Consider the following 12,717-nt stretch of genomic DNA (forward strand, 5'->3'; position numbering starts at 1 on the left):
ACCGGGGGCGATGCCAGCGGCCCGGCGGAGCCGGTTCCGCGGCATCCCTGGCGAAGAGGGCCGGGGGGCGCTACGGGCGCGGGGCCTACACTTCGCCGCCGTGTCCCTGCTCAAATCCGCCTCCACCGTTTCGCTCCTGACGCTCGCGTCCCGGGTCACCGGGCTCATCCGCGACCTGCTGATGGCGTCGGTGTTTGGGGTCAGCGCGCTGACCGATGCCTTCAATGTGGCCTTTCGCATTCCCAACCTCTTCCGGCGGGTGTTGGGGGAGGGCGCCTTCACCCAGGCGTTCGTGCCGGTGCTGTCGGCCACGCGCACCGAGCAGGGCGACGCCGGCGCGCGGGCGCTGGTCGACCATGTCGCCACGCTGCTGACCTGGGCGCTGGTGCTGCTGTGCATCGCCGGTGTGGCGGGGGCGCCGCTGATGCTGTGGGCCATGGCCAGCGGCCTGCAACAGACGCCGCACGGCTACGACGCCGCCGTGCTGATGACGCGCTGGATGTTTCCGTACATCTTCTTCATGTCGCTGGTGGCGCTGGCCGGCGGGGTGCTCAACACCTGGCGCCAATTCGCGGTGCCGGCCGCCTCGCCGGTGCTGCTCAACCTGGCGCTGATTTCCTCGATCGTGCTCGGCGCGCCGCTGTTCCGGCGCTGGGGCATCGAGCCGATCTACGCCCAGTGCGTCGGTGTGATGGTGGGCGGCGCGCTGCAACTGGGCATCCAGTTGCCGGCGCTGCGCCGCATCGGCATGCTGCCGCGCATCGGCGTGCGCTGGCGCGCCCTGTGCACGTCGTGGAACGACCCGACGACGCGCAAGATCCTCAAGCTGATGCTGCCGGCGCTGATCGGCGTCAGCGTCGCGCAGATCTCGCTGCTCATCAACACGCAGATCGCCTCGCACCTGGCGCCCGGCAGCGTGACCTGGGTCAGCTATGCCGACCGCCTGATGGAATTCCCCACCGCGATGCTCGGCGTGGCGCTCGGCGTGGTGCTGATGCCGCAGCTGGCCAGCGCCCGCGCGGCCAAGGACGACGCGCGCTATTCCTCGCTGCTCGACTGGGGCCTGCGCCTCGTCGTGCTGCTGTCGGTGCCCTGCGCGGTGGCCTTGCTGGTGTTCTCGAAACCGCTGGTCGCGGTGCTGTTCCACAACGGCGCCTTCAGCGAGGTCGACGTACAGCGCACCACTGTCGCGCTGATGGGCTATGGCGCCGGCCTGGTCGGCATCGTCGCCATCAAGGTGCTGGCGCCCGGCTACTACGCGCGCCACGACATGCGCTCGCCGATGCGCATCGCGGTCGGCGTGCTGGTCTTCACGCAGCTGCTCAACCTCGTGCTGGTGCCGCTGCTGCAGCACGCCGCCCTGACGCTGACCATCGCGATCGGCGCGGTCGTCAACGCGCTGTGGCTGCTGGCCGGCCTGGTGCGGCGCGGCAGCTACCAGCCCGAACCCGGCTGGGGCAAGTTCGTCCTGCAGGTGCTCGTGTCGGCGGCGCTGCTGGGCCTTCTGTTGTACTGGGGCGCCCGGCATTTCGACTGGGTGGCGCTGCGAGCCGCCCGGCTGCAGCGCATCGGCCTGCTGGCGCTGCTCATCGCCGGTGCCGGCATGCTCTATTTCGCCGCATTGACCCTCCTGGGTGTGCGGCTGCGCAGTTTCATCAAGCGATAAGGCGCGGCCGCATCGTCGTCTTGACGCTCCCGGCGCGGTCCTCTACAAAGAGCCACATGACGTTCAGCTTCTCGGCACCGACCGCCCTCGAATACTTCGACTCGCTCGTCAAGAGCGACGATCAGTTTCCGCTGCTCGAGGCGGCCGCGTCGCTGGCGCAGGACGAATACCCCGACCTCGACGTGCAGCAGGTGCTGGGCGACGTCGACCAGTTGCTGGCCCGCCTGAAGCGTCGCCTGCCGTCGGACGCGGCGCCGCTGGCGCGCCTGCGCGCGCTCAACCAGTTCTTTTTCCACGACCTGAGCTTCGGCGGCAACGTCAACGATTACTACGACCCCGACAACAGCTACCTGAACGCGGTCTTGCGCACGCGCCGGGGCATCCCGATCTCGCTGGCGGTGCTGTGGATGGAGCTGGCCCAGGGGCTGGGCCTGCAGGCGCGGGGCGTCGCGTTCCCGGGCCACTTCATGATGAAGGTCACGCTGCCCAAGGGCCAGGTGGTGATCGACCCCTTCACTGGCAAGTCGCTCTCGCGCGAAGACCTGAGCGAGCGGCTCGAGCCCTACAAGCAGAGCAACGGCCTGGTCGGCGATTTCGACGTGCCGCTGGGCCTCTACCTGCAGCCGGCCCCGCCGCGCGAGATCATCGGCCGCATGCTGCGCAACCTGAAGGAAGTGCACCGCGCGCAGGAAGACTGGCAGCGCGCCATCGCCGTGCAGGACCGTCTGGTGGCGCTGCTGCCAGAGGCCTGGGGCGAGCACCGTGACCGCGGCCTGGCGCACGCCGCGCAAGGCAACACCGCCTCGGCGGTGCGCGACCTGGAGACCTACCTGCGCCACGCCGAAGAGGCGCTCGACCTCGACGCCATCGCCGAGCGCGTGGCGGCCCTGCGCCGGGCGCTGAACTGATGGCCGACGACCTCGGCCCGCGGCACCAGTTCCACGGCGTGCAGCCGGTGCTGCCGGTGGCGGACGCGACCCGCGCCGCCCGCTACTTCTGCGACGTGCTGGGCTTCACGCTGGACTTCATCGCCGGCGAGCCGCCCAGCTATGCGCGGGTCAAGCACGTGCCGGCGGCCGGGCAGGGCGAGGCGGTCTACCTGCGGCTCTGGCAGGTCAATGTGCGCGAAACACGGCCCTGGCGCGGCGAGATCGTGATCCATGTCGGCCACGACATCGATGGCCTTTACGCCGCCTATCTGAAGCGCGGCGTCGACATCCTCGAGGCGCCGACCTCCCAACCCTGGGGCCTGCGCGAGTTCGCGCTGCGCGAGCCCGACGGCCACGTGCTGCGTTTCTGCGGCTATCTCCCGACGTGAACCCCGCGTGATGCGCCGCATGCGGTGGCACGCATCCTGCAGCATCCGGCCATGACCGATTCCGCGCTCGCCCTGTCGCCACGCCGCTGGCTGTTCGCCGCCGGCGGCCAGCCGCTGCGCGTGCTGCTGGCGCTGGGCAGTGCCATGGCGCTGTGCGTCGGTACGGGCCACCTGCATGCGCTGATCCCCGCGGCGCTCGGCATCATCGCCAGCGCGCTGGCCGAAACCGACGACAGCTGGCAGGGCCGCTGGCGCGCGCAGGCCGTCACGCTGGGGTGCTTCGCGCTGATGGCCTTCGCGGTCGAGGCGCTGTTCGGCCGGCCGGTGCTCTTCATCGCCGGCCTGGCGATCGCGGCCTTCGCGCTGACCATGCTCGGCGCCATCGAGGCGCGCTTCAAGGCCATCGGCCATGCCACGCTGATCCTGGCGATGTACGCCACGCTCAGCCTCGACCACGCGGCCGGCGGCCAGCCGCGCTGGCACGAGGTGGCGCTGCTGCTGTCGGGCGCCGCCTGGTACGGCGCGTGGTCGGTGGGCTGGGCCGCGCTGTTCCCGGCCGAGCCGGTGCAGGCACTGCTGGTCAAGCTCTTCCATGCGCTGGCCGACTACGTCGGCTTCAAGGCCTCGCTGTTCGAGCCGGTGCGCGGCGTCGACATCGAGCGCAAGCGGCTGTCGCTGGCGCAGCTCAACACCGGCGTGGTCGGCGCGCTCAACGCCGCGAAGGAAAGCATCTTCCGCCGCGTCGGGCCGCGCACACCGACCGGCCGCATCACGCGCTACCGCGGCCTCTACCTGATCGCCCAGGACGTGCACGAGCGCGCCAGCTCGTCGCACGACGACTACAACGCGCTGGCCGACGCCTTCTTCCACAGCGACGTGCTCTACCGCTGCCAGCGCGTGCTGGCGCTGCAGGCCGACGCCTGCCGCCGCCTGGCACTGTCGATCGCGCGGCGCGAGCCCTTCGTCGCCGGCGGCGCGCCGGTGCAGGCGCTGTCCGACCTGCGCAGCGCCATCGCGCACGAGCGCACGCGCGCCGACACGCCGCAGCGCCTGGCGCTGCTGGCCTCGGTCGAGGCGCTGGCCCGCAACCTCGCGCAGCTCGACGGCCAGCTCGCAGGTGCCAGCCAGCCCGCGGCCCAGGCCGGCCGGACCGACATGGACCTGTACGACCGTTCGCCGCGCAGCGGGCGCGACGCGTTCGAGCGGGTGCGGCGCCAGTTCACGCCGCGCTCGCCGTTGTTCCGCCATGCGGTGCGGCTGGCCGTGGCGCTCGTCGCCGGCTACGGCGTGATGCTGCTGATCCACCCGGCGCAGGGCTACTGGATCCTGCTGACGACGCTCTTCGTCATCCAGCCGACCTACGGCGACACGATGGCGCGCATGGCCGAGCGTGTCGCCGGCACCGCGCTGGGCGTGGTGCTCGGCTGGGCGGTGCTCACGCTCTTTCCGCAGCCCTGGCTGCAGTCGCTGGTGGCGGTGGCGGCGGGCGTGTTCTTTTTCGGCGCGCGGGCGCGTCGCTACCTGCTGGCGACTGCGGCGGTCACGCTGCTGGTGCTGATGTTCTTCAACCAGGTCGGTGACGGCGGGCTGCTGCTGTGGCCGCGGCTGATCGACACCGCCATCGGCAGCGCGCTCGCGGGCCTGGCGATGGTGCTGGTGCTGCCGCACTGGGCGGCGCGCCGCATCAACGAGCTCGCCGCCGCGGCCCTGCAGACGCACGCGGCCTACCTGCGGCAGATTGCGGCCCAGTACCGCTCGGGCGCGCGCGACGACCTGGCCTACCGCCTGGCGCGGCGCAACGCCCACAACGCCGATGCGGCGCTGTCGACCGCGGTCAGCGACATGTTCCGCGAGCCGGGCCTGGTGCGGCCGAATGCCGGCGTGGCGCTGCGCTTTCTCATCCGCTCGCACACGCTGCTGAGCTATGTCTCGGCGCTCGGCGCGCACCGCACGGCGCTCGCGGAGGCGCGGTCGGCCGCCCTGTTCGACAGCATCGAGGGCGCGGCAGCGGCACTCGATGCGCTGGCGCAGGCCTTCGTGCGCGGAACGCCCGGCGTCCCGGACCTGGCCGTCGGCAGCCCTGTGCGCGAGGCGCTGGCGCGCGTGGGCCAGGCCGATGCCGACACGCAGGAAGCCGTGGGCCTGGTGCGCACGCAGCTCGGCCTGATCGCGTTGCAACTCGACGCGCTGGGCACCCACACCGCCGAATGGCTGCGGGCCGGCACGCCGGACGCGGTCGCTGCGCCGCTGGCCGCGCAGGGCGGCAGCGGCGCGCGCTGATCGCCGTGTCAGGGGTTCTGGGTGGCTGACGACGGCGACCCGGGCAGGCCGAACTGCCGCCACGCCCGGCGCAACTGCGTGTCCGAGCCGAAGCCGGATTGTTCCGCGGCCCGTGTCACGTTCGCGCCGGCCTGCAGCGCCAGTTGCGCCGACGCCAGACGCAGCCGGCGCAGGTAGGCCAGCGGCGCCACGCCCGCGTGTTCCATGAACAGCCGCGTGAGATGCCGCGGCGAGGTGTGGGCCACCTCGGCCATGCGAGGTACGGTCCAGTCGGCCTGCGGCTGGGCACTCACAGCGTCCTGCACGCGGTGCAGCGCGGCGTGCAGGTGATGCCGATTCGCGAGAAAAGGCGACAGCTCCGGGTCGTGCGGGCCGCGCCGCAGCGCCACCACCATGGTCTGCGCCACCTGCGCGGCCAGGGCCTCGCCACAGACCTCGCCGATGCGGTGCAGCATCAGGTCGATGCCGGTCGTCACGCCGGCGCTGCTGCTGACCGGCGGGTCCAGCACGAAGACGCGGTTGGCGACCACCTCGCAATCGGGCGCCACCGCGCGCAGTTCGGCGAGGTGGTGGTGGTGCGTGGTCACGCGGTGCCCGGTCAGCAGGCCTGCATGCGCCGCGAGCAGCGTGCCGGCGCAGATGGTGACCAGTTCCAGCTGCCCGAGTGCAAGGCGCTGTCCGCCGAGCCAGTGCAGCAGCGCACGCGCTTCGTCGTTGTCGATCGCGATGGTGCGGCCGGGCAACCCGACCAGCACGATCCACGCCGGTCCGTCCCATGCCGTGGGCAAGGGCGCCAGCCCGCTCAGCGTCACGCCGACCGAGCCGACGCTGCTCGGCGTTGGCGACACGAAGTCGATGACGAAGCGCTCGGGGTGCCCGCTGGCGAGCAGCAGCTGGTTGGCGATGCGCAGCGCCTCGGCCGGACCGGCCCAGTCGAGCACCAGGCTGTTCGGCAGCAGCGCGATGGCGACGCGGATCGGTGGCTTGGCGTTCAACGGAGGTCTCTGGCTTTCAACGCGCCTCGGGCGGCCGGCCGGCCAAGCGCTGCAGCAACTCGGCATGCGCGACGGGATCGGCGTGGCGGTGCTTGGCCTGGGTCGCGGCCGGGTGTTGCTGCAAGGAGTTGCCGCGACCGTTCCAGTCCTGCGCCGGCCGGATCGGCCGCGGCACCAGGTTGCCGCCGCAATTGGGGCAGACCTGCTGCAGCAGGGTGTCGGCGCAGTGCGCGCAGAAGGTGCATTCGAAGCTGCAGACGCGCGCGTCGGCCGACGCGGGTGGCAGCGAAGCGGCGCAGTGTTCGCAGGCGGGGCGGAGTTCGAGCATGCCGATGCGCCCTCACGCGGCCTGCAACGCGCCGGCGCGTTGCAGGGCCTGCGGCACGCTGCACAGCGTCGCAAAGCGGTCCTGCAGCACGGTGGCGGTGCGGTCCTTGATCTCGGCGGCCGAGAGCGGCCGGCCGTCGGGTTGCACCATGTCGAAGGTGAGCGTCGCATCGGTCACGTAGTCGACCTGCCAGCCGAGGTCGGACGCATGGCGCGTCGTCGTCTCGCAGCATTGCTCGGTGCGGATGCCGCTCACGATGAGCCGGCCGATGCCGTTCCGTGTCAGCCACACATCGAGCCCGGTGTTGACCAGGGCGCTGTGGCGGTGCTTGGTGAAGGTCTCCGCCGCGTCGAATGGGGCCAGGCCTTCGAGGGGGCGAACGTGGCCCGATTCGACGGCGAAGGGGTTGTCGGCCGTCTTTGGTCCGTCGACATGGAACACCCGCACGATCGGCACGTCGGCCTCGCGGCAGCCGTCGATCAACGCGTTCTGGGCCGCCAGGTAGGCGCCGATGTCGCGTTCGGTGGAATAGGGGCGATGGCGGAACGATTCCTGGACATCGATCACTATGAGACAGGTCTTCATGGCGGGGAGGCACGGTGGCAAATGGGGATGGTGCGCCTGATTCTGAGGCGCAGCAAGCCGGCCGTCCGTCCCGTGCCGGACCTGAATCGATCAATTCAGGACATCGCTTTGCGACGCTGCGTCAGAGCTCGACCAGCGTCTTGAAGCCGCCGAAGAACATGCGCTGCATGTCGAAGGGCATCGACTTCGGGTCCATCATCGACTTCAGCCGCGGGTCGGCCATGACCTTGGCGTTGATCGCGTCGCGCTGTTTGCGCGAGGGGTAGACGATCCACGAGAACACCACCACCTCGTCGGCCTTGAGCTTCACGCTCTGCGGGAAGGACGTGCGCTTGCCCGGCTTCACGTCGTCGGCGACGCACTCGATGTATTCCAGCGCGCCGTGTTCGCGCCAGATCTTGCCGGCCTTGCGCGCGATCTTGCGGTAGGCAGCGATGTTGTCCTTGGGCACGGGCAGGACGAATCCGTCGACGTAGCGGGGCATGGGCGATCTCCGGTGGGTGTGGAACAGCAGGGACGAACGAAGCCTCAGCAACAGATGGATGGGCGGACTCATGGGTGCGCGCTGCCGGCATCGCGGGTCGGCGCCACGGCACCGGGCCGCAGGAACACGGCACCCAGCAGGGCCGCGGCGCCGGCGAACACCGCACCGACGACGAAGGCCACCTGGTAACCCGCGTTGAGCGCGGCGGCCTGGGGCGCACCGGCCGCCAGCTGCGTGCCGGTGCGCGCGGCGGCCAGACTGGCCAGCACCGCCAGACCGAGCGAGCCGCCCATCATGAAGGCGGTGTTGACCACCCCGGACGCCAGGCCGGCGTCTTCCGGGCGCACGTCGCTCATGGCCGCGAGCAGCATCGGGTTGAAGGCGATGCCCGCGCCCAGTCCGAGCAGCAGCATGCCGGGCAGCACGTGCACGACGAAGTCGCCGCCGACCGGCGCGCGGGCGAAGCACGCCAGGCCCACCGCCGCGATCAGCAACCCGGCGGCCAGCGGCCAGCGGATGCCGAAGCGCATCACCAACTTGGCCGACAGGCCCACCGAGAAGGCGGCCATGATCAGGTTCGCCGGCAGGAAGGCGAGGCCGACCTGCATCGGGCTGTAGCCCAGCACCAGTTGCAGGTAGAGCGCCGAGATGAAGAACCAGGCGAACATCGCGGCGGCCCAGAACACGCCGGCGACGTTGGCGGTGGCCACATTGCGCAGGCGGAACAGCGCCAGCGGCACCAGCGGATCGCGCACGCGTGATTCGACCATCAGGAAGGCCACGAAGAGCAGCACCGCCGCGCCCAGCAGCACGAGCGTCTGCGTCGATCCCCAGCCGGCCTCGTTGCCGTTGACCACGCCGTACACCGCGAGCATGAGCGCAGCGGTCACGCTCACGGCGCCGGCCACGTCGAGCCGCATGGCGCTGCGGTTGCCACGGTGCGCGGGCAGCAGCGCCACGCACAGCGCGTAGACGGCCACGCCGATCGGCAGGTTGACCAGGAAGATCCAGTGCCAGCTGAGCGCGCCGGTCAGCAGGCCGCCCAGCAGCACGCCGATGCTGCCGCCGCCCGCGCAGACGAAACCGTAGACGCCCATCGCCTTGGCGCGGTCGGCCGGCTCGGTGAAGAGATTCATGATCAGCGAAAGCGACACGGCCGACACCACCGCACCGCCCAGGCCCTGCACCGCGCGCGCCGTGATCAGCAGCGCCTGCGAGTTCGCGAGCCCGCAGGCCAGCGATGCGATGGTGAAGGCCACGATGCCGGCGAGGAACACGCGCCGGTGGCCGAACAGGTCGCCGAGCCGCCCGCCCAGCAGCAGGAAGCCGCCGAAGGTCAGCATGTAGGCGTTGACCACCCAGACCAGCGCGGTTTCGCTGAAGGCCAGATCCTGGCGGATGGAGGGCAGGGCGACGTTCACGATGGTCGTGTCGAGCACGATCATCAGCACGCCCAGGCACAGCACCATCAGCGCGAGCCAGCGACGGCGCTCGTCGGCCGGCGCCTGCACCGTCAGCGGTGCCGTCGCGTCAGCCATGCGGCTGCATGCCGCCGTTGACCATCCAGGGCGTGCCGAAGCGGTCGGTGCACATGCCGAAGCGCTCGGCCCAGAAGGTGGGGCCGATCGGCATCGTCACCTGGCCGCCGTCGGCCAGCGCGGCGAACACCTGCTCGGCTTCGGCCGCCGTGTCTTTGTTGAGCGTGAGCGCGAAACCCTTCATGCCCTCGTAGGGCTGGCCTTCCATCGTGTCGGACGCCATCAGCTGGCCGCCGTCGAAGCTCAGCATCGCATGCATCACGCGGTCGGCGGTGGCGGCGGACATGGTCTGCTGCTCGGCGCCCGGCATCTGCGCGAAGGTCATGACATCGAGCTTGCCGCCGAGCACGCTCTTGTAGAAGGGCATGGCTTGCGCCGCCGTGCCGTCGAAGAAAAGGTACGCGTTGAAAGAGGACATGGGGTCTCCTTGGGACGGGGTCGGACAGAGGGGGCGGCGTGGCGGTGGATTTGTGTACGCCGTCCACAATACGATAGCAAAGTGACCGTACCGTGTCCACATGGAAACCCAGGGGGTGCGCGTAGCGCTGTGTCCTAGGCGTCAGACCAGTTGCGCGGCCTGCAGCTCTTTCTTGAGGTAGGCGTAGAACAGCGGCGCAGCCACCAGGCCGGCCGGCCCGAACACCGCCTCGGCCATGAACATCACGGCCAGCAGCTCCCACACGGCCATGTGCGTCCGGCTGCCCACCACCTTGGCGTTGATCACGTATTCCGCCTTGTGGATCAGGATCAGGAACAGCAGGCAGGCGATGGCGGCGATGGGCGACACCGACAGCCCGACCATCGTGATGACCGCATTGCACAGCAGGTTGCCGACGATGGGCACCAGGCCGGCCACGAAGGTCAGCGTGATCAGCGCCGGCGTGTAGGGCAGGCGCAGGTCCCACAGCGGCAGGAGGAACAGCAGGAAGACGGCGGTCAGCAGCGCGTTGAACGCGGCGATCCAGAACTGGGCCGCCACGATCTGCCCGAACGCCTCGCCGAACAACGTGACGCGCCGCCGCAGCTGCACGGTCAGCGGCCCGCCACCGAGCGACGTCACGCCGGCACCGGCCAGGGCGCCGACGAGCAGGCCGACGTAGGCGAACAGCAGGCCGCCCAGCCAGGCCCGGCCCGTGAGCGCCAGCATGCCGGCCTGCGCACGCAGGTAGCCGGCCACCAGGCGCTGCACATCGGCCGCGCCTTCGGGCAGGTAGACGGCGATGTCGGGTGGCAGCTTCAGGCGCAGCTCGAGCACGGTGCGGGCGATGTAGTCGAGCAGCTCCTTGTACTGGTCGGGGGCATTGAGCACGAACTCGCGCGCCTGGGAGAAGGCCAGCGCCATCACCACCAGCGGCGCCAGCATCACGAGCGTGGCTGCGATGGCCCGCGCCCACGGCGAGGTGAAGGGCGCCTGCAGTGCAGCGCGGCGGCGCCGGATCACGGCGTCGAGCCCGCGTGCGAGCCGACGCGTGGCCAGGAAGCCGATGCACACGCACAGCAGGCCCGGCAGCAGGCCTTGCCACATCACCAGCAGCAACGCGCCCGCGATCAGCAGATAGCTGGCGATCAGCACGGCGCGCGAGGGGGCGGCGACGGGCGCGCTCACGCTGGCAGGCGTGCTCAGGAAACGACCACGGCAGCACCGGCCGCGCGCTCGGCGATGACGCCGATCTCGTGCACGGTCTCGCCGGCGGCACGCAGCGTGGCGGCGCAGGCGGCGGCCTCGGCGGCGTCGATAACCACCACCATGCCGATGCCGTTGTTGAAGGTGCGGTTCATCTCGATGTCGTCGATGCCGGCCACCTTCTGCAGCCAGGCGAACAGTTCGGTCTGTGGCCAGCTGCCCTTCTTCAGGTGGGCAGCGGTGCCTTCGGGCAGCACGCGCGGGATGTTTTCCAGCAGGCCGCCGCCGGTGATGTGGGCCAGCGCCTTGATCGGGTGCTTGGCCAGCGCTTCGAGCACCGGCTTCACGTACAGGCGGGTGGGCGCCATCACCGCGTCGCGAAAGGGCTTGCCGTCGAGCGTGGCGGGCAGGTCGCTGTCGGCGCGCTCGATCACCTTGCGCACCAGGCTGAAACCGTTCGAGTGCACGCCGGCCGAGGCCAGGCCCAGCACCACGTCGCCCGGCTTCACGCCCTGGCCGGTGAGGATCTTCGACTTTTCGACCGCGCCGACCGCGAAGCCCGCCAGGTCGTATTCGCCGGCCGGATACATGCCGGGCATTTCAGCGGTCTCGCCGCCGATCAGGGCGCAGCCCGACAGCTCGCAGCCGCGGGCGATGCCGCCGATCACCGCCGCGGCGGTGTCGATGTCGAGCTTGCCGCAGGCGAAGTAGTCGAGGAAAAAGAGTGGTTCGGCCCCTTGCACCAGCACGTCGTTCACGCTCATGGCGACCAGGTCGATGCCGACCGTGTCGTGCATGTTCCATTCGAAGGCCAGCTTGAGCTTGGTGCCCACGCCGTCGGTGCCGCTCACCAGCACCGGCTCCTTGTAGCGCTTGGGCACTTCGAACAGCGCGCCGAAGCCGCCGATGCCGGCCAGCACGCCTTCGCGCATGGTCTTCTTGGCCAGGGGCTTGATGCGGTCGATCAGCGCGTCACCCGCGTCGATGTCGACGCCGGCATCCTTGTAGCTGAGCGGGGTGGGCGTGTTGGAGTTCATGGGCAGAGAAGGCTTGGCGGGCAGGACGACGAAGAGGGTGGGCGGGGCGCCGGCAACCGAAACGGCCGGGCCGATAGAATTCGAGACGATTTTAAGGGCCCCTCGCGCCCGGTCCCATGAACCCCTTGTTTGCGTCCTCCGTGCCACGCCAGCCGCCCGCTTCGCTCCCGGCATGAAGCAGCTTGCGCTCGACATCGGCCTTTCGACCGGCCCCACGCTGGCCGGTTTCTTCGCCGGTCCGAACGAGGCGGCCCTGCGCCACCTGCGCGTGTGGGTGGGCGATGCACACGCGCCGACGCTGCATTCGCCGGTGCCCACCTACCTGTGGGGCGAGAGCGGCAGCGGCAAGACGCACCTGCTCGAAGGCGTGCGCAGCGCCTTGCGCGAGCAGGGCGCCCTGGTCGGCTGGCTGCACGCCGGCCTGCTGGAGCCGCCCGAATTCGACGAGCGCTGGGGCGCCGTGGTGCTCGACGACGTGCATCTCTACACCGCTGTGCAGCAGCACACCGCCTTCAACTGGTTCGTCAATGCGCAGACCCTGCAGCGCGGCGTGGTGGCCGCCGGTGCCCTGCCGCCGGCCGACCTGGCGCTACGGGAAGATCTGCGCACCCGCCTGGGCTGGGGCCATGTGTTCCACTTGCAGCTGCTGAGCGAGGCCGAGCGCCGCGCGGTGCTGCGCAAGGCCGCCGACGCGCGCGGCGTGTTGTTGGGCGACGATGTGCTCGACTACATGCTGCACCGCTTCAGCCGCGACCTCGGCAGCCTGATGGAGCTGCTCGACCAGCTCGACGGCTATGCGCTGCAGACCCAGCGCGCGGTGACGATCCCGCTGATCCGATCGATGCTCGAAAATCAATAACGC

At 70.5% G+C, this 12,717-nt stretch carries 13 protein-coding genes; 5 read left to right on the top strand and 8 right to left on the bottom strand.

The genetic code is table 11. The features are described 5' to 3' along the window. Positions 1-100 precede the first annotated feature (100 nt). Genes murJ through yccS form a run of 4 tightly spaced genes read left to right on the top strand, consistent with a single transcriptional unit; the run spans position 101 to position 5,264 of the window. Positions 101-1,666, top strand: coding sequence for a murein biosynthesis integral membrane protein MurJ (gene murJ / locus ACSFA2_RS07365; RefSeq protein ID WP_435454657.1), 1,566 nt, complete (start codon positions 101-103; stop codon positions 1,664-1,666). 56 nt (positions 1,667-1,722) lie between these two features. Beyond that, on the top strand, positions 1,723-2,574 hold the full coding sequence (locus ACSFA2_RS07370) for a SirB1 family protein (RefSeq protein ID WP_435454658.1): 852 nt from the start codon (positions 1,723-1,725) through the stop codon (positions 2,572-2,574). Then, entirely contained in the window at positions 2,574-2,984 is a 411-nt protein-coding gene (locus tag ACSFA2_RS07375; protein ID WP_435454659.1) for a VOC family protein, read from the top strand. The genes ACSFA2_RS07370 and ACSFA2_RS07375 overlap by 1 nt, the downstream gene beginning before the upstream one ends. Before the next feature lie 51 nt (positions 2,985-3,035). Then, positions 3,036-5,264: a YccS family putative transporter gene (yccS, locus tag ACSFA2_RS07380; protein ID WP_435454660.1), complete on the top strand. Its 2,229-nt coding sequence runs from the start codon at positions 3,036-3,038 to the stop codon at positions 5,262-5,264. Positions 5,265-5,272: 8 nt separating this feature from the next. On the opposite strand, the gene ACSFA2_RS07385 is transcribed toward yccS, so the two are convergent. The 8 genes from ACSFA2_RS07385 to purM all read right to left on the bottom strand — a co-directional run bounded on the left by ACSFA2_RS07385 (position 5,273) and on the right by purM (position 11,855). Continuing rightward, positions 5,273-6,259, bottom strand: coding sequence for a GlxA family transcriptional regulator (locus tag ACSFA2_RS07385; RefSeq protein ID WP_435454661.1), 987 nt, complete (start codon positions 6,257-6,259; stop codon positions 5,273-5,275). Between the two features lie 16 nt (positions 6,260-6,275). Beyond that, complete coding sequence (locus tag ACSFA2_RS07390; protein ID WP_435454662.1) at positions 6,276-6,587, bottom strand: DUF1272 domain-containing protein; 312 nt, start codon at positions 6,585-6,587, stop codon at positions 6,276-6,278. Positions 6,588-6,599: 12 nt separating this feature from the next. Next, positions 6,600-7,172, bottom strand: coding sequence for an isochorismatase family protein (locus tag ACSFA2_RS07395; RefSeq protein ID WP_435454663.1), 573 nt, complete (start codon positions 7,170-7,172; stop codon positions 6,600-6,602). A 121-nt stretch (positions 7,173-7,293) separates the two neighbouring features. Then, positions 7,294-7,656, bottom strand: coding sequence for a DUF1428 domain-containing protein (locus tag ACSFA2_RS07400; RefSeq protein ID WP_435454664.1), 363 nt, complete (start codon positions 7,654-7,656; stop codon positions 7,294-7,296). Positions 7,657-7,724: 68 nt separating this feature from the next. Beyond that, a complete protein-coding gene (locus ACSFA2_RS07405; protein WP_435454665.1) occupies positions 7,725-9,194 on the bottom strand; it encodes a DHA2 family efflux MFS transporter permease subunit in 1,470 nt (489 codons plus the stop codon). After that, positions 9,187-9,612: a VOC family protein gene (locus tag ACSFA2_RS07410; RefSeq protein ID WP_435454666.1), complete on the bottom strand. Its 426-nt coding sequence runs from the start codon at positions 9,610-9,612 to the stop codon at positions 9,187-9,189. The genes ACSFA2_RS07405 and ACSFA2_RS07410 overlap by 8 nt, the downstream gene beginning before the upstream one ends. Positions 9,613-9,753: 141 nt before the next feature. Beyond that, positions 9,754-10,800, bottom strand: coding sequence for an AI-2E family transporter (locus ACSFA2_RS07415; protein ID WP_435454667.1), 1,047 nt, complete (start codon positions 10,798-10,800; stop codon positions 9,754-9,756). 14 nt (positions 10,801-10,814) lie between these two features. Beyond that, positions 10,815-11,855: a phosphoribosylformylglycinamidine cyclo-ligase gene (gene purM / locus ACSFA2_RS07420; protein WP_435454668.1), complete on the bottom strand. Its 1,041-nt coding sequence runs from the start codon at positions 11,853-11,855 to the stop codon at positions 10,815-10,817. Between the two features lie 172 nt (positions 11,856-12,027). Between purM and hda the strand changes: the two genes are divergently transcribed. Beyond that, positions 12,028-12,714: a DnaA regulatory inactivator Hda gene (gene hda, locus ACSFA2_RS07425; protein ID WP_435454669.1), complete on the top strand. Its 687-nt coding sequence runs from the start codon at positions 12,028-12,030 to the stop codon at positions 12,712-12,714. Positions 12,715-12,717 lie beyond the last annotated feature (3 nt).

The organism is Variovorax cryoconiti (assembly GCF_051216395.1).
In the GTDB taxonomy this organism is placed as follows: Bacteria; Pseudomonadota; Gammaproteobacteria; order Burkholderiales; family Burkholderiaceae_C; genus Variovorax.

Coding starts and splice junctions, on each gene's coding strand:
- ACSFA2_RS07370 (WP_435454658.1), top strand. CDS start 1,723: ATGACGTTCAGCTTCTCGGCACCGACCGCCCTCGAATACTTCGACTCG.
- ACSFA2_RS07375 (WP_435454659.1), top strand. CDS start 2,574: ATGGCCGACGACCTCGGCCCGCGGCACCAGTTCCACGGCGTGCAGCCG.
- yccS (WP_435454660.1), top strand. CDS start 3,036: ATGACCGATTCCGCGCTCGCCCTGTCGCCACGCCGCTGGCTGTTCGCC.
- ACSFA2_RS07390 (WP_435454662.1), bottom strand. CDS start 6,587: ATGCTCGAACTCCGCCCCGCCTGCGAACACTGCGCCGCTTCGCTGCCA.
- ACSFA2_RS07395 (WP_435454663.1), bottom strand. CDS start 7,172: ATGAAGACCTGTCTCATAGTGATCGATGTCCAGGAATCGTTCCGCCAT.
- ACSFA2_RS07400 (WP_435454664.1), bottom strand. CDS start 7,656: ATGCCCCGCTACGTCGACGGATTCGTCCTGCCCGTGCCCAAGGACAAC.
- ACSFA2_RS07405 (WP_435454665.1), bottom strand. CDS start 9,194: ATGGCTGACGCGACGGCACCGCTGACGGTGCAGGCGCCGGCCGACGAG.
- ACSFA2_RS07410 (WP_435454666.1), bottom strand. CDS start 9,612: ATGTCCTCTTTCAACGCGTACCTTTTCTTCGACGGCACGGCGGCGCAA.
- purM (WP_435454668.1), bottom strand. CDS start 11,855: ATGAACTCCAACACGCCCACCCCGCTCAGCTACAAGGATGCCGGCGTC.
- hda (WP_435454669.1), top strand. CDS start 12,028: ATGAAGCAGCTTGCGCTCGACATCGGCCTTTCGACCGGCCCCACGCTG.